At 60.7% G+C, this 16,016-nt stretch carries 12 protein-coding genes; 5 read left to right on the top strand and 7 right to left on the bottom strand.

The window, feature by feature from the left end; genetic code table 11:
- Positions 1-29: 29 nt before the first annotated feature.
- The 4 genes from J4E53_RS15035 to J4E53_RS15020 form a co-directional block, all read right to left on the bottom strand.
- A complete protein-coding gene (locus J4E53_RS15035) occupies positions 30-1,340 on the bottom strand; it encodes a sugar ABC transporter substrate-binding protein (protein ID WP_060742530.1) in 1,311 nt (436 codons plus the stop codon).
- Between the two features lie 346 nt (positions 1,341-1,686).
- The gene (locus J4E53_RS15030) at positions 1,687-2,592 is read right to left on the bottom strand and encodes an AraC family transcriptional regulator (RefSeq protein ID WP_060742529.1); all 906 of its coding nucleotides are present in this window, start codon (positions 2,590-2,592) and stop codon (positions 1,687-1,689) included.
- A 70-nt stretch (positions 2,593-2,662) separates the two neighbouring features.
- Complete coding sequence (locus tag J4E53_RS15025) at positions 2,663-3,946, bottom strand: glycosyltransferase (RefSeq protein WP_103308279.1); 1,284 nt, start codon at positions 3,944-3,946, stop codon at positions 2,663-2,665.
- A gap of 77 nt (positions 3,947-4,023) precedes the next feature.
- Complete coding sequence (locus tag J4E53_RS15020; RefSeq protein ID WP_081015440.1) at positions 4,024-4,404, bottom strand: response regulator; 381 nt, start codon at positions 4,402-4,404, stop codon at positions 4,024-4,026.
- 252 nt (positions 4,405-4,656) lie between these two features.
- Between J4E53_RS15020 and J4E53_RS15015 the strand changes: the two genes are divergently transcribed.
- The 5 genes from J4E53_RS15015 to J4E53_RS14995 are packed head-to-tail and all read left to right on the top strand — an operon-like array spanning position 4,657 to position 11,194.
- The gene (locus J4E53_RS15015; RefSeq protein ID WP_103308278.1) at positions 4,657-8,139 is read left to right on the top strand and encodes a response regulator; all 3,483 of its coding nucleotides are present in this window, start codon (positions 4,657-4,659) and stop codon (positions 8,137-8,139) included.
- Positions 8,139-8,954, top strand: a complete 816-nt coding sequence (locus tag J4E53_RS15010; RefSeq protein ID WP_060742525.1) for a protein-glutamate O-methyltransferase CheR — start codon at positions 8,139-8,141, stop codon at positions 8,952-8,954. The genes J4E53_RS15015 and J4E53_RS15010 overlap by 1 nt, the downstream gene beginning before the upstream one ends.
- Entirely contained in the window at positions 8,951-9,538 is a 588-nt protein-coding gene (locus J4E53_RS15005) for a chemotaxis protein CheB (protein ID WP_060742524.1), read from the top strand. The genes J4E53_RS15010 and J4E53_RS15005 overlap by 4 nt, the downstream gene beginning before the upstream one ends.
- A 5-nt stretch (positions 9,539-9,543) precedes the next feature.
- Complete coding sequence (locus tag J4E53_RS15000) at positions 9,544-10,824, top strand: hybrid sensor histidine kinase/response regulator (RefSeq protein ID WP_103308277.1); 1,281 nt, start codon at positions 9,544-9,546, stop codon at positions 10,822-10,824.
- Positions 10,817-11,194 (top strand): response regulator, encoded by a 378-nt coding sequence (locus J4E53_RS14995; protein WP_060742522.1) that lies wholly within the window; start codon positions 10,817-10,819, stop codon positions 11,192-11,194. The genes J4E53_RS15000 and J4E53_RS14995 overlap by 8 nt, the downstream gene beginning before the upstream one ends.
- A gap of 223 nt (positions 11,195-11,417) precedes the next feature.
- On the opposite strand, the gene J4E53_RS14990 is transcribed toward J4E53_RS14995, so the two are convergent.
- The 3 genes from J4E53_RS14990 to J4E53_RS14980 form a co-directional block, all read right to left on the bottom strand.
- Positions 11,418-13,088 carry a response regulator gene (locus J4E53_RS14990; RefSeq protein ID WP_060742521.1) on the bottom strand — a complete coding sequence of 557 codons (1,671 nt, stop codon included), beginning with the start codon at positions 13,086-13,088 and terminating at the stop codon, positions 11,418-11,420.
- On the bottom strand, positions 13,085-14,587 hold the full coding sequence (locus J4E53_RS14985; protein WP_060742520.1) for an ATPase domain-containing protein: 1,503 nt from the start codon (positions 14,585-14,587) through the stop codon (positions 13,085-13,087). Before J4E53_RS14985 ends, J4E53_RS14990 begins: the two co-directional genes overlap by 4 nt.
- 197 nt (positions 14,588-14,784) lie before the next feature.
- Complete coding sequence (locus J4E53_RS14980; RefSeq protein ID WP_103308276.1) at positions 14,785-15,843, bottom strand: lipopolysaccharide assembly protein LapB; 1,059 nt, start codon at positions 15,841-15,843, stop codon at positions 14,785-14,787.
- Positions 15,844-16,016 lie beyond the last annotated feature (173 nt).

The following is a 16,016-nucleotide window of genomic DNA, read 5'->3' as shown; positions in this document are numbered from 1 at the left end:
CACTGTGGGAGCGGGCCTCAATGAGCTGACTACTTGGGATACCCAGCGCGTTTCATCTCGCGTTCGGTGGTGGACTGCGCGGCGGTCAACGCCTGGTCCACGGTCTGCTGGCCGGTCAGCGCCCCCGAAAAGAACTTGCCCACCTGGGTGCCGATGGCCTGGAATTCGGGAATGGTCACCAACTGGATGCCGATGTAGGGCACAGGCTTGAGGGTTGGCGCTTTCGGATCGGCGACTTTCAACGATTCCAGGGTCACCTTGGCAAACGGCGCGGCCTTCATGTACTCGTCGCTGTAGGTCGAGGTGCGGGTGCCTGGCGGTACGTTGGCAATGCCGTCGGTCTTGGCGACCAATTGGCTGTACTCCTTGGACGTCGCCCAAGTGGTAAAGACCGTGGCGGCTTCCTTGGCTTTGGAACTGGTCGGGATGGCCAGTGACCAGGAGTACATCCACGAGGTGCCTTTGTCGGTTTTTTCGTGGGGGGCGAAGGTGAATCCAACGTGATCGGACACCTTGCTCTGGGTCTTGTCGGTGACGAACGAGCCGGCGACGCTGGCATCCACCCAGATTGCGCATTTGCCGCTGTTGAACAGCGCCAGGTTTTCGTTGAAACCGTTGCTGGAGGCGCCCGGCGGGCCGGATTTCTTCATGTTGTCGACATAGAAGTTGAGTGCGTCTTTCCACTCGGGGCCATTGAATTGCGGCTGCCACTTCTCATCGAACCAGCGCGCGCCATAACCGTTGGCCAGGGTGGTGATGAGCGCCATGTTCTCGCCCCAACCGGCCTTGCCCCGCAGGCACAGGCCATATTGCTCCTTGGATTTGTCGGTGAGTTTTTCCGCGAACTCACCGATCTGGGTCCAGGTCGGGTGTTCGGGCATGGTCAGCCCGGCGTTCTTGAACAGGTCCGTGCGGTAATAGGTGATCGAGCTTTCGGCGTAGAACGGCAGGGCGTACAGCGAGCCTTTGACCGACAAACCATCGCGCACGGAAGGGAAGACGTCGTCCAGGTCGTAGGAGGCCGGCAAATCCTTCATCGGCTCCAGCCAGCCCTTGGCGCCCCAGAGTGCTGCTTCGTACATGCCAATGGTCAGCACGTCGAACTGCCCGCCTTGGGTGGCGATGTCGGTGGTCAGGCGCTGGCGCAGGACGTTTTCTTCGAGCACCACCCAGTTGAGCTTGATGTCCGGGTGCTCGGCCTCGAAGGTTTTCGAGAGCTTTTGCATGCGGATCATGTCGCTGTTGTTGACGGTGGCAATGGTGAGGGTCTGTGCGCCGAAGCTGACGCTACTGAGGGTCATGCAGGTGGAGACAAGCAGAGCTTTTACCGAAGGTTTCATCGCGCACTCCTTTTCCGCGCCCGAAAGCTGCGGAAGGACAGTTATTGTTTTTGTGTCTTCCGGATGAAGGGAAGAATGTGCGCTGATTACAGCCTTCAATGGACGGTGTGACAAATCATCCGTCGCACTTGTACTGATACTTTTTTGCACTGGAGGGATTAATGCCTGCCACTTCAGGCCGAACAAAGGACCCGTGGCGAGGGAGCTTGCTCCCGCTGGGGCGCGCAGCGGCCCTCAACAATTCCCCTGACAACTCGGTGCAAAAGGCTGATCCAGGGGGGCTGCTTCGCAGCCCAGCCGGAGCAAGCTCCCTCGCCACAGGGGATCTCTGTCGGGGCGAAAAGTCTCAGCCCTGGTTCTGCTCGGTCAACCGCTGCACCGCCAGCCGCCGGTAGTGGGAAGGCGTCATGCCCTTGAGCTGCTGGAAACGCCGGTTGAAATTGGAGATGTTGTTGAAGCCGGATTCAAAACACACGTCCGTTACCGGTTTGTCGCCGTCGGCCAGCAATTCGCAGGATTTGCTGATGCGCAGGCGATTGACGAATTCGATGAAGCAGCGGCCAGTGGCCTGTTTGAACACCCGGCTGAAGTAGGTGGGTTTCATGCCCAGGTGTTCGGCGACTTCTTCCAGGGGCAGCTCCCGGGCGTAATGGGCAAAGATGTAGTCCACCGCGCGGTTGGTGCGGTCGATGCTGTGTTCGTCCGCCGTTTGCGGGGCGGTCGCGCCGGACAGCAGTTGGTAGTCATCCGTGGCGGCCAGCAGCTCCATCAGGATGAAAAAGTGCCCCAGGCGGCTCATGCCCTGGGAATCGGCGATGCGCTGCATCAGGCTCATGGCCTGGCGGATGGTGCGCTTGCAACGGAACTCGATGCCGTATTGGGCGCGTTCGAGCAGCGGTGCGACCGTCTTGAGTTCGGCGAATACCTGGTGGCCGCTTTCGAACAACTCGTCGGTGAAGTTCACCAACATGTCGCGCTTGGGCACCACTTCGTCCTCGGCCACCTGGCTGATCCAGTTGTGGGGCAGGTTGGGCCCGGTGAGAAACAGCGACTGGGGGTAGAAGTTGCCAATGTAGTCGCCAATGAACACCTTGCCGGAACTGGCAACGATCAAGTGCAGCTCGTATTCCTTGTGGAAATGCCAGCGCACCAGCGGGCAGGGAAAACCGTGCTGGCGGTAGATGATGGACAGCCCGTTATGGTCGTCCATCAGCTCATAGGAGGGGTCGGTGACTCTGGCTGTTCGGGTCATGGGCCTGGCACTTTTATTGTTATCGCCACTGGATAATGCCCCCTTCGCCAGGCAGGTGCCACCTTGGCGTCTAACCGTTGCGGTTTTTTTCTTCGATCCACTGGGACATGTATTGGGTGCTTTTGTGCTGGTGGTGACGCAGCATACTGCCGGTGAAATTGTCCCGGCGTCGTTGTGCCAGGTCTGCCCGGCAAGCGTTGATGCTGTCGATCAGCGCCGGTCCATGCACCTGTTGCCGGTAGCGGCTCGCCAGCAGCGCCAGGCCGGCGTGCTGGGCCTGGGTCCAGCGCGCCTGGTCGCTATACAACTGCACCGCCGCGCTGGCGATGCCTTCGGCACTCCGGGCAATCGACCCGGGCCAGGGCATGTCGCCGTGCATGGCTTCGGCTCCCACGGGCGTGGTGACGTTGGGGGTACCGCAGAGCATGGCGTCGATCAGCTTGCCCTTGATCCCGGCGCCGAAACGCAACGGCGCCAGGCAGATGCGTGCCGCCGACATGACCTGCAAGGCGTCCTCGGCCCAGTTCATGATGTGAAAACCCTGGGCCGGATTGTGCAATGCAGCGGCCTTGGGCGGGGTATAGGCGCCGTACAGGTGCAGTTGTGCGCCAGGCAATTGCTGGCGGATCAGCGGCCAGATGGCGTTTTTCATCCAGAGCACGGCGTCCCAGTTCGGCGCGTGGCGAAAGTTGCCGATGCTCAGGAAATGCGCCCGGTCCTCGAACGGTACCGACGGTTCACTGGGCAGGTCCAGCATCAACGGGCACCAGTGCAGCAGGTTGCGGGGCAGCTTGAAGTGCTCCACCAGCAGTTCGATTTCAACCTCGGACACCATCAGGTTGAGGTCGCAGCGGTACAGGGCGGCGATTTCCCGCTTGGCCAGGTCGGTGTCGGCCATTCGTTGGAATTCCTCGCCCAGGGCCGGGGCGAAGAGGTCGCTGAAGTCCTCGCTCGCCTCATCGCGCTTCAGGCGCTCTTTCAGGCGTTGATGTCGGGCGTGACGCAGGCTTTGCAGGTCGGAGGTCTCCAGCACCCGCAGGGCGCCGGGGCAGTGCTTTTCGACACGCCAGCCGAACTGTTCTTCCATCATGAACTGGTCGAACAGCACGATGTCCGGCGCAAGTGTCTGGATGAACGCGTCGAAGCTGCTGCTATTGAGTTCGATGGGCACTTCGCGGATACCCAGCGCGGCCAGGTCGGCGCGCTGCTCGCCCGGGCCGGCCGGGCTGCTGAAGGTGATGTCCCAGCCTTGGCCGAGGAAGGTGTCAAGGATCTGCATGACGTGCCCACTGGCCGCCGATGAGCGCGGCTCGGGCCAGACATAGCCGATAACCAGGACTTTGGTGGCAGTCATGAGCAAGGGGGGCCTCGGAGCGAATCAGGCGCCATCGGCGCGCGGGGCGCCGATAGTGACCAAGAATGCGATCCGGCTCAAGCAAGAATGCTTTTGACCTTGTCCCGCAATTGATCGATGGAGAAGGGTTTGCCGATCACCGACATGCCTTCAGGCACGTCGATGCTTTCGGCATAGCCGCTGGCAAACAGCACCGGCAGTTGTGGCCGCTCGAGTCGAGCCTGCTTGGCCAATTCGCGTCCGTCCATTACCGGCAGGCCGACGTCGGTCATCATCAAGGCGATGTCCTGTTGGTGGTCACGCAAAAAACTCAGCGCCTGCTCACAGCCGTCCGCCTCCAGCACCTGGTACTCCAGTTCCTCCAGCACGTCGACGATCAACATCCGCACAATGTCATCGTCTTCGACTACCAGGATGGTGGGCTGGGTGGCGGCAGGGGTGGTGGGCATAGTCGACATTCTCGAAAGATGGGAGCGGGAGGGGCACGGAAAAAAAAGGTCTCATTCATGAGTAAGTGCCAAGGCGGCACAAGTTCCCTGGGTTGTACAAGAAAGGATCTATAGTACAAGAGCTGACAAGGATAGTCGCTTCCCTGCTATAAGACGGATTGTCGTGGGATTTGCCTCCTTGACTTGTCAGAAAATGTGGATCCAGGCGCGGTTTTTCGGGCAAACTCCACCGATTTCAACTGTCCACCAAGGCCCCTTTCCATGACTCCTTCGTCTTCGGTCGACGAGCAAAGTTTTCGCAAGCTCCTGAGCCGCAATATCAGCCTGCCGTTGGGCATCGGCGCCCTCAGCGCGGTATTTTTCGTCATCCTTATCACGTACCTGCTGTCGGTGATCCAATGGGTCGGCCATACCGACAGGGTGATCAATAACGCCAACGAAGCGCTCAAGCTGAGCGTGGACTTGGAAACCGGTATGCGCGGCTACCTGTTGAGTGGTGACGAGCACTTCCTCGACCCCTATGAAGTGGCCAAGCCGCGGATTGCCGTGGCGTTGGACACATTGCTGGAATTGACAGCCGATAACCCCGTCCAGACCGACCGCCTGCACAAGATCCAGGCACTCCAGACGGAGTGGGCCAATTACGCCCAAAGCATGATCGACCTGCAACGCACCAGCGGCGATTACCGGGGCGCGGTGAAGGCCGGGCGCGGCAAGCGCCTGACCGACGAAATTCGCCAGTCCTTCGAAGAAGTCGTCGAGACCGAGCAACAATTGCGTGCCGCCCGCAACCAGGATGTGCGCACCACGACCGTCTGGAGCATTGCCCTTTACCTGTTGTTTGTCGCAGCGGTCAGCGGGCTGCTGGCCTACGTCGGTCGCCGGGATCTGTTGAGCCTGTCCGAAAGCTACAGCGCCAGCCTGAAAGTCCAGCAACGCAGCGCTTTGCACCTGGAGAAGCAGGCCTGGCTGCGTAACGGCCAGACGCAACTGGCCGAGCAGGTCCTGGGGCAGCTGTCGCTGAACCTGTTGGGTCGCAACATCCTGCAGTTCTGTGCGAAGTACCTGGGCGTCGCTGTCGCTGCGCTGTATGCGCGGGAAGAAAATGGTGTCCTCAGGCGCGTCGCCACCTACGGGCTGTCCCGGGAGGATGAAGAACAACAGCAGGTGATCATCGCCGGCGAAGGTATTGCTGGCCAGGCCGTGCAGCAGGGGCGTCTTATCCGTCTGGACGACGTACCGGACGATTATCTGAAAGTCAGCTCCGGGCTGGGGCAAGGCCTGCCCAACAGCGTGCTGGTGGTGCCCACCAGTGACGATGACCGGATCAACGGTGTCATCGAACTGGGTTTCCTGCGGCCATTGACCGAGCGTGACGTCGAGCTGCTGGAACTGATCGCCGGCAATATCGGCACCTCCATCGAAGCCGCCCGTTATCGCCAACGCCTGCAGGAAGTCCTGGCCGAAACCCAGCAGTTGAACGAAGAGTTGCAAGTCCAGCAGGAAGAGCTCAAGACCGCCAACGAAGAGTTGGAAGAACAGTCGCGCATCCTCAAGGAGTCCCAGGCCCACCTGGAAGCCCAGCAACAGGAACTGGAGCAGACCAACGAGCAATTGGCCGAGCAGCGCGACGCCATGGACCAGAAGAACAGCGAATTGAACCTGGCCCAGATCCAGTTGCAGGAGCGCGCCGAAGAGCTGCAGCGCTCGAGCAAGTACAAGTCCGAGTTCCTGGCCAATATGTCCCACGAGTTGCGCACGCCGCTCAACAGCTCGCTGATCCTGTCCAAGCTGCTGGCGGAGAACCCGCAGCACAACCTCAGTGAGGAACAGGTCAAGTTTGCCGAGTCGATCTACTCCGCCGGCAACGACCTGCTGAACCTGATCAACGACATTCTCGACATCTCCAAAGTCGAGGCCGGAAAGCTGGAAGTGCGTCCGGAAAACACCAGCGTGCAGCGTCTGGTGGAAGGGCTGCAGGATATGTTCAAGCCGTTGGCGGCGGACAAGGGCCTGAATTTCGAGGTCCAGGTGCTGCCCGATGCGCCGGCAATGCTCTATACCGATCGCCAGCGCCTGGAGCAGGTGATCAAGAACCTGCTGTCCAACGCCGTGAAATTCACCGAGCAAGGTTCCGTCAGCCTGTCCGTGGCCGGTCAGCCAGGCTCGGGCATCGCGTTCATGGTGCGGGACTCCGGGATCGGCATCGCCGCCGATCAACAGCAAAGCATTTTCGAAGCGTTCCGCCAGGCCGATGGCACCACCAATCGTCGCTACGGTGGCACCGGCCTGGGGTTGTCGATTTCCCGGGACCTGGCCATGTTGCTGGGCGGCTCGATTTCGGTCTCCAGCGAGCCTGGGCAGGGCAGTGTGTTTACGCTGGTATTGCCTGAGCGTTATGTCGAGCCCGGTGACACGCCGATAGCGCCGATGACCTTCACCCCGACGGCCACCGCGCCGGCGCCTGTCGCGCCAAAAGCCGCACCGGCGCCGCTGGTCGCCGAGGTGGACACGCCGATTGCCCGGTTCGCCGACGACCGCGACAAGGCGCCGTTCGACACCCGGTGCATCCTGGTGATCGAAGATGAGCCCAAGTTCGCCCGGATTCTGTTCGACCTGGCCCACGAGCTCGGTTACCAGTGCCTGGTGGCCCATGGTGCCGACGAAGGCTTCGACCTGGCTTTGCAACTGGCTCCCGACGCGATCCTGCTGGACATGCGCCTGCCGGACCATTCCGGACTGACGGTGTTGCAGCGGCTCAAGGAGCAGGCCGAAACCCGGCACATCCCGGTGCACGTGATTTCCGTCGAAGACCGTGTCGAAGCCGCCATGCACATGGGCGCCATCGGCTATGCCGTCAAGCCGACCACCCGTGAAGAACTCAAGGACGTGTTCGCCCGCCTGGAGGCCAAGCTGACCCAGAAGGTCAAGCGGGTGCTGCTGGTGGAGGACGATGATCTGCAGCGCGACAGTATTACCCGCCTGATCGGCGACGATGACATCGAGATCACCGCCGTTGGCTTGGCCCAGCAGGCCCTGGACCTGCTGCGGACCAATGTCTACGACTGCATGATCATCGACCTCAAGTTGCCGGACATGCTCGGCAATGATCTGCTCAAGCGCATGTCCAGCGAAGACATCTGTTCCTTCCCGCCGGTGATCGTCTACACCGGGCGCAACCTGACGCGGGACGAAGAAGCCGAACTGCGTAAGTATTCACGCTCGATCATCATCAAGGGCGCTCGTTCGCCAGAGCGCTTGCTGGACGAGGTGACACTCTTTCTGCACAAAGTCGAATCCCGGTTGTCCCATGAACGACAGCGGATGCTCAAGACCGCCCGCAGCCGCGACAAGGTGTTCGAAGGCCGCAAGGTGCTGTTGGTGGACGACGATGTGCGCAACATCTTTGCCCTGACCAGCGCCCTGGAGGCGAAGGGGGCGATCGTGGTCATCGGCCGTAATGGCTTGGAGGCGATCGATCGCCTGAATGAATTCGACGACATCGACCTGGTGCTGATGGATGTGATGATGCCGGAGATGGATGGTTTCGAAGCCACCACGCTGATCCGCAAGGATCCGCGCTGGCGCAAGCTGCCTATCATCGCCGTGACGGCCAAGGCCATGAAGGACGATCAGGAGCGCTGCCTGGCGGCGGGTTCCAATGACTACCTGGCCAAGCCGATCGATCTGGATCGTCTGTTCTCGCTGATTCGCGTGTGGTTGCCGAATATGGAAAGAATTTAGTGGAACGTGACACTGACATTGAACTTCGTTTGTTGATCGAAGCGATTTACCTCAAGTACAGCTACGATTTTCGCGATTATTCCGGGGCCTCCATCAAGCGCCGGGTCCACCATGCGTTGAGCCAGTTCGAGTGCAAGACCATTTCGGCCTTGCAGGAGCGCGTGCTGCACGACTCGGGTGTATTCATGCAGTTGCTGCAACTGCTGACGATCCCCGTCAGTGAGATGTTTCGCGACCCCTCGCATTTCCTGGCGATCCGCGAGGAAGTCGTGCCGCTGCTCAGGACGTACCCTTCGATCAAGATCTGGATCGCCGGTTGCAGCACGGGAGAGGAGGTCTACTCCATGGCGATCCTGCTGCGAGAAGAAGGTCTGCTGGACCGCACATTGATCTACGCCACCGACATCAATCCGCGCTCGTTGGAAAAAGCCAAGCAGGGCATTTTCTCCCTGGAAAACGTGCGCACCTATACGCAGAACTACCAGAGCGCTGGAGGACGGCGATCGTTTGCCGATTACTACACAGCCGCCTACGATTACGCGATGTTCGATAAAACCCTGTGCGAGAACGTGACCTTTGCCGATCACAGCCTGGCGACCGATAGTGTTTTTTCAGAAACTCAGTTAATTTCATGCCGCAACGTATTGATATATTTCAATAAAAAGCTACAAGATCGTGCGTTTGGACTGTTCCATGAGTCCCTTTGTCACCGTGGTTTCCTGGTATTGGGCAGTAAGGAGACACTGGATTTTTCGGCTTACGGTCATCGATTCGAGCCGTTGGTCAAACAGGAACGGATCTATCGCAAGCTATGAATCAGACCAAGGACAGATCCAACCCGCCCATCGAGGCCATTGTCGTCGGTGCATCGGCCGGCGGCGTCGAAGCGTTGCTCAGGGTATTCGGACACCTGCGCAAAGGTTTCGGCCTGCCCATCCTGGTGGTATTGCATTTGCCGAATGAGCGCGACAGCCAACTGGCCTCCGTGCTCGGCCATCGCCTGGCGGTGCCGGTGGAGGAGGCCCGGGACAAACTGGACATCGCACCGGGTACCTTGTACGTCGCCACGCCCGGCTATCACTTGTCGGTCGAGGCCGACCGTTGCCTGTCGTTGAGCCTGGAGGAGCCCGTACATCATTCGCGACCGTCCATCGACGTGCTGTTCGAGTCGGCCGCCGATGTCTACGGCGAGAAGTTGCTGGCTGTGGTAATGACCGGTGCCAATGGCGATGGCGCCCGGGGCCTGGCGAAGGTCAGGGCGCTGGGTGGCATCACCGTGGTCCAGGATCCCGCTGAAGCCCAGGTCGCGACCATGCCCGAAGCGGCGCTGGCCCTGCATGAGCCCGACCATATCCTTACTTTGCAAGGCATCGGCCAATTGCTGGCCGGGCTGGAATGAACCACATGCCAAGAGATGTTCAAGCCAAACTGCTGATCGTCGACGATCTGCCCGAGAATCTGTTGGCCCTGGAAGCGTTGATCAGGGGGCCAGACCGCGAGGTCTTCAAGGCCCTGTCGGCGGACGAAGCACTGTCCCTGCTGCTGCAACACGACTTTGCCCTGGCCATCATCGATGTGCAGATGCCCGAGATGAACGGTTTCGGGCTGGCCGAGCTGATGCGCGGCACGGAGAAGACCCGCAGCATCCCGATCATTTTCGTCAGTGCCGCCGGTCGTGAACGCAACTATGCCTTCACCGGTTATGAAACCGGCGCGGTGGACTTCCTGCACAAACCGCTGGACACCCAGGCCGTCAAGAGCAAGGTCAATGTGTTCGTCGAGCTGTATCGCCAGCGCAAGGCCATGAAGGAGCAAGTCGTGGCCCTCGAGCAGAGCCAGCGGGAACAGGAGATCCTGTTGCAACAACTGGAGGCCACCCGCGGCGAGCTGGAGCAAGCGGTGCGTATGCGTGACGACTTCATGTCCATTGTCGCCCACGAGGTGCGCACCCCCCTCAATGGCCTCATTCTCGAGACCCAACTGCGCAAGATGCACCTGGCCCGGGACAATGCCGCGGCCTTCAGCCTGGACAAGGTGCGGGCAATGGTCGAGCGTGACGAGCGCCAGATCAAGAGCCTGATCCGGCTGATCGAGGACATGCTGGATGTGTCGCGGATTCGTACCGGCAAGCTGTCGATCCGTCCGACCCGTTTCAACTTGACGGCACTGGTGGAAAACCTGCTGCGCAACTTCCAGCCGCAGTTTGCCATCGCCGAGTGCTCATTGACCTGCCTGGCCGAGCCTGCGGTGGAGGGGCAGTGGGATGAGTTTCGCATCGAACAAGTGGTGTCGAACCTGTTGACCAATGCGCTGCGCTACGGTGGCAAGAGCCCGATCGAAGTGCGCGTCTACAAGACGCCCGAGCATGCCTGCATCGAGGTCCGGGACCACGGCATCGGCATCAGCGAGGAGAACCAGAAACGTATCTTCCAGCAGTTCGAGCGCGTATCGTCCAAGGCGGCCGCTTCAGGCCTGGGGCTGGGGCTGTTCATTTCCGAGCAGATCGTCACGGCCCATGGCGGGACGATCACGGTCGACAGTCGTCTCCATGAAGGGGCGTTGTTTCGTGTTTGCCTGCCCTTGCAGAAAACTGTCTTGGACAAAACCGCCGAACAGACGCAACCTCTGAGAGACCCTAAGGTCGTATCAGCAGCTATTGATCGAACAAAGGCTTCTCATGAGTGAAGATGCGCAAGATGTTGTATTGATCGTCGAGGATGACCCGTCGATCCTGATGGTGCTGTCGGCCTACCTGTCGGGCGAGGGATATCGGGTGTTGCAGGCCGAAAACGGTGACCAGGCGTTCGAGATCCTGGCGAGCAAGCCGCATCTGGACATGATGATTACCGACTTCCGCCTGCCGGGCGGTATTTCCGGGGTGCAGATCGCCGAGCCTGCGGTCAAGCTGCGGCCCGAACTGAAGGTCATCTTCATCAGTGGCTACGCGCAGGAAGTGCGCGACACCGATAGCCCCATTACCCGCAAGGCCCCGATCCTGGATAAACCGTTCGACTTGGATGAGCTACAGCGCATCATGCAGTCGATGTTGTCGTAGTAGGCCGGGTGAGGGGGCATGTCCCGGCAGATCAGGCAAAACCCTGCGGCGAGGGCGCTTGCTCCCGCTGGGCTATGTAGGAGCTGGCGAAGCCTGCGATCTTTTGATCTTTCGCTGGAGATTCAAGTGTCTGGGGAAAGATCGCAGCCTCGCTCCGCTCGACAGCTCCTACCGCGCCCGCTTGCGGGAGCCAGCGTGCTCGCCACAATGCCTGCCCATCGCCTCAAACCTTGATCATCTCCCGCACCTTGGCCGTCAACAAATCAAACGTGAACGGCTTGGTGATCATCTGCATCCCCGGGTCAAGGAAGCCGCCGCGTACCGCCGCATGCTCGGCGTAGCCGGTGATGAACAGCACCCGCAGGTCCGGGCGCACCTGCCGGCCGATTTCCGCCAGTTGCCGACCATTCATGCCGGGCAGGCCTACGTCGCTGATCAGCAGGTCGATGCGTTGGCCTGACTCGAGGATCGGGACCGCGCCATTGGCGTCGGCCGCTTCCACAAAGGCATAACCCAGTTCACTCAACACCGCGCTCACCAGCACCCGCACCGCCGGATCGTCCTCGACGATCAGCACGGTTTCGCCGTCCTGCGCATACGGCGCATGTTGGGTGGTGACCTGGGGCTCGTGGACTTCTTCACCGCGAAAGCGCGGCAGGTACAAGTTCACGGTGGTGCCTTTGTCGACTTCGCTGTCGATGGTCACATGACCACGCGATTGCTTGCTGAAGCCATAGATCATCGACAGGCCCAGCCCGGTGCCCTGGCCGATCGGCTTGGTGGTGAAAAACGGGTCGAAAGCGCGGCCGATCACCGCTTCGGGCATGCCATAACCGGTGTCCTGCACGCTCAGCACCACATAGTCGCCGGGCTCCAGGTTGGTGTAGGCATCGGTGAAGTCGGCGTCCAGGTGTCGGTTGCAAGTCTGCACCACCAGGTTTCCGCCGTTGGGCATGGCATCCCGGGCGTTGAGCACCAGGTTGAGCAGGGCGCTTTCCAGTTGGTTGGGGTCGGCCTCGGCGACCCAGAGCTGTTCGTCCAATTGCATGTCCAGGCGAATGCTTTCGTTGAGGCTGCGTTGCAGCAGCTCGCCCATGGACAGCACCAGCGTATTCATCTGGACGGCCTTGGAGTCCAGCGATTGCCGTCGGGAAAACGCCAGCAGGCGATGGGTCAGGCCGGCGGCGCGGTTGGCCGAGGTCACGCCCAGGTCGATCAGGCTGTCCAGGTCCTCGGTACGGCCGCGGGCCAGGCGCCGGCGCAGCAGTTCGAGGCTGCCGATGATCCCGGTGAGCATGTTGTTGAAGTCGTGGGCGATACCGCCGGTCAACTGACCGACCGCTTCCATTTTTTGCGACTGGCGCAGGGCCTCTTCGTTGTGACGCAACTGGGCGGTACGTTCTTCTACCTGCTGCTCGAGGGTTTCAAGGGTGGTCTGCAGGCGCAGTTCACTGTTGCTGAGGTCGATCAGGCGGTCGCGGGCTTCGTACTGCCTTCGACGACCCCGCAGGGCGGTGGTCACCAGGCTGATCAGGGTCACCGGATGGAAAGGACGCTCGAGGAAGGTCACGTTGCCCAATTGCGTACCGATACGGGCCGCCGGGTTCTGTTCCGGCCCGCCGTGATGGGTCAACAAGACAATGGGCAGGTCGGACCAGGTTGGCTGCTGTTCGATTTGCTGGAACAGCGTTTCCAGGTCGGGCCCTACCAAAGCCTCCGAAGAAATCACCAGCAGGCCGGCACCGCTTTCCAACTCTTCGCACAAATGGTCCAGGTGGCGGCAGATGAGGCCGGCAAAACCGGCTTCATTGAGGATCATCAAGGCGATCTGGCTGTCCCGTCCCAGCGGCGCGAGGATCAGCGCCCGCTCGGACAGGGGCTCGGCCAGCGTCACCGGTGTTCATCCTTGAGCAGCGGGTTGCTCTCGCCCATGTAGGTGGGGACCCCGCGCAAGACGCCCTGGAACGCCTCCAGTGGCTCGCCGATGGTCATTCCCACGCCGCTGATGCGGTATTCGCGGATGGTCGACTCGTGGCTGCCGGTGCGTTTCTTGATGATGGAGATCGCCCGGCGAACCTTGCCCAGTGCTTCGAAATAACGCAACAGAATCACCGTATCGGCCAGGTAAGTAATGTCCACGGGCGCTTGCATGTCGCCGACCAGACCGTGCTGTGCAACGGTCATGAAGGTCGCCGCGCCCTTGCGGTTGAGATAGAGCAGCAATTCATGCATGTGCAGTACCAGGGCGTTCTCTTCCGGCATGGCCGCCTGATAGCCGTTGATACTGTCGATGACCACGGTCTTGATGTTGCCCTCATCGACGCAACGGCGCACGCGGTGGGAGAACTCGCCGGGGGACAACTCGGCGGCGTCGACCTGTTCGATCAGCAGGTTGCCGGTCTCTAGCAGGGCCTGCAGATCAATGCCGATGTTTTTCATGCGCTCGAACAGCAAGCCCAGCTCTTCATCGAAGATGAACAGTGCGGCTTTCTCGCCGCGATGCACGGCGGCTGCGGCAAAAATCAGCGCGATCAGCGACTTGCCGGTACCCGCCGGGCCCAGGATCAAGGTACTGGACCCCGTCTCGATACCGCCCCCCAGCAGCGCATCCATTTCGCCGATGCCGCTGGAGAGTTGCTGGCGCAGGTACTGCCCACGGTGTTCGGCGGCGACCAGGCGCGGGAAGACGTGCACGCCGTCGCCCATGATGGTGAAGTCATGGTAACCGCCGCGGTATTTCTGCCCTCGATACTTGACCACCCGGATCCGCCGCCGTTCGGCGCCGTAGTTGGGGGTCAGTTCTTCCAGGCGCACCACCCCGTGGGCAACGCTGTGTACGGTCTTGTCCAGGGACTCGGTGGTCAGGTCGTCGAGCAACAGGACCGTGGCGTCGTAGCGCACGAAATAATGCTTGATCGCCAGGATCTGCCGACGATAGCGCAGGGAGCTTTGCGCCAACAGGCGGATCTCCGACAGGCTGTCGAGCACGACCCGGGTCGGCTTGACCCGTTCGACCACTTCGAAAATCTGCTTCGTCGCTTCGCCCAGTTCCAGGTCCGAGGAATACAGCAGGCTCTGTTGGTGCTCGGCATTGAGCAGGCTTTCGGGCGGGGTCAGCTCGAAAATATGAATATTGTCATCCAGCGTCCACCCGTGGGAGGCCGCGCCCTGACGCAGTTCACGCTCGGTTTCCGATAGCGTGATGTACAACGAGCGCTCGCCAGCCTTGGCGCCGGCTAACAGAAAATGCAACGCGACCGTGGTCTTACCAGTCCCGGGTTCGCCCTCGAGCAGGAACACATGGCCGCGGGACAAACCACCGGAGAGGATATCGTCCAGTCCCTCGATGCCGGTGGCGGCTTTTGCACTGATCAACTCGTTAGATGTAGACAAAAATAGCCCTCTCATGACTAGGGAAGTGGGCAGCAGGCGGGGTAACGCCTGAAATCGACTGCCTGAACACTTGACCTTTGGCGGTGATGGCGGTTCCGCTTACATCGATAAAACGCGGTGTACTGCACAAACTTTGTAGGTGCTGTCGAGCGAAGCGAGGCTGAAGGCAATTGAGTGATCGCAGCCTTCGGCAGCTCCTACAGGCCCTGTTGCAGCGCCGGGTCATCGGGGTTCAACTGTTCCAATTGCGCCAGCAGGATCTGCACATTCTGCAACTGACCGGTTTCCTTCCAATAGTTGATCAGCAACACCCGTGCCTTGCGGTCGGCAGGGTAGCGCTGGACGATTTCCTGCAACTGTTTCTGCGCGGCTTCCACTTCCTGTTCGGCATGCAAGGTGGTCGCCAGGTCATAGCGGTAATGCCGGTTCTCGGGTTCCAGTTCCACGGCTTTTGCCAGACCGAGCACCGCATACTCGCTCTGGCCGTGTTGCAGCAGCCACATGCCCAGCGCGTGTTGCAGATAAGCCGACGGTGGCTGGGTTTGCAACTGTCGGGCGAGCAATTGTCGTGCGGCTTCGCCCTGGCCTTGTTTGTCCAGCACTTCGATCTGCATGACCAGCGCCGGGAGATTGTCCGGTTGCAGGCGCAAGGCCTGCTCAAGGGCCAATTGGGCTTTCTTCAATTCGGCGTTGTGCAGGTGCAGCCGGGCGAGCTGGTAGTGGGTGTCCGCGGTTTTCGGACCGTCCTCGAGCACCTGCTCCCAGGTATCGATGGCGATCTGCATTGCGCCGAAATACAAGCCGAGGTCATCCGGCGAGAGGCCCAGCAGGGCATTCACGGCAGCGAACCGGACATTGGGGTCGTCATCATCCAGGAGTGGGCCGAGCAACAGGCTGCGCTGGCCCGTCGGCACCAGCCCGACGATGCTGCCGATGGCGGCCCGACGCACGTCCGGTGATTCGTTGTGCAGGTCTGCGTCGGCCAGTTTCAGGGCTTGCGGGCTGGGGTAGTTGGGCAGTTCGGCGTGCAGCCACACACGGCGCTTGGGTGAGAGGTCCGGACGCCCCAGTTGCTGGTAAAGCATGCGTGCCGCCCCCGGCTGTCCGTTGCGGGCGCTTTCCAAGGCTTCACTGTAACCACGCTTGATCGCTTCGGGGATTTGCGGCGTGGTGCTGCGTAGCCATAGCGCGACAAGACCGATCAACAACAGGACACAGAGGCTGAGGAGCAGATAGCGGCGGCGAGGCGAGGGCATGCAGGGAATCCATTACCAGAAGCGTGAAATGTCGCAAGCTTCGGTCAGGTGGCGGCTTGAGTCAAACCTTGTAACAGCGGTAGCGGACCTGCGGGAGCGAGCTTGCTCGCGATGGCGTCGGATCAGCGATATCGATATTGACTGACCCACCGCCATCGCGAGCAAGCTCGGCT

Origin of the sequence: Pseudomonas sp. FW305-28 (assembly GCF_017351395.1) — a bacterium.
Taxonomy (GTDB): domain Bacteria; phylum Pseudomonadota; class Gammaproteobacteria; order Pseudomonadales; family Pseudomonadaceae; genus Aquipseudomonas; species Aquipseudomonas fluorescens_AA.
The sequence above is the reverse complement of the archived record's forward strand: the minus strand, read 5'-3'. Positions and strand labels throughout refer to the sequence as shown.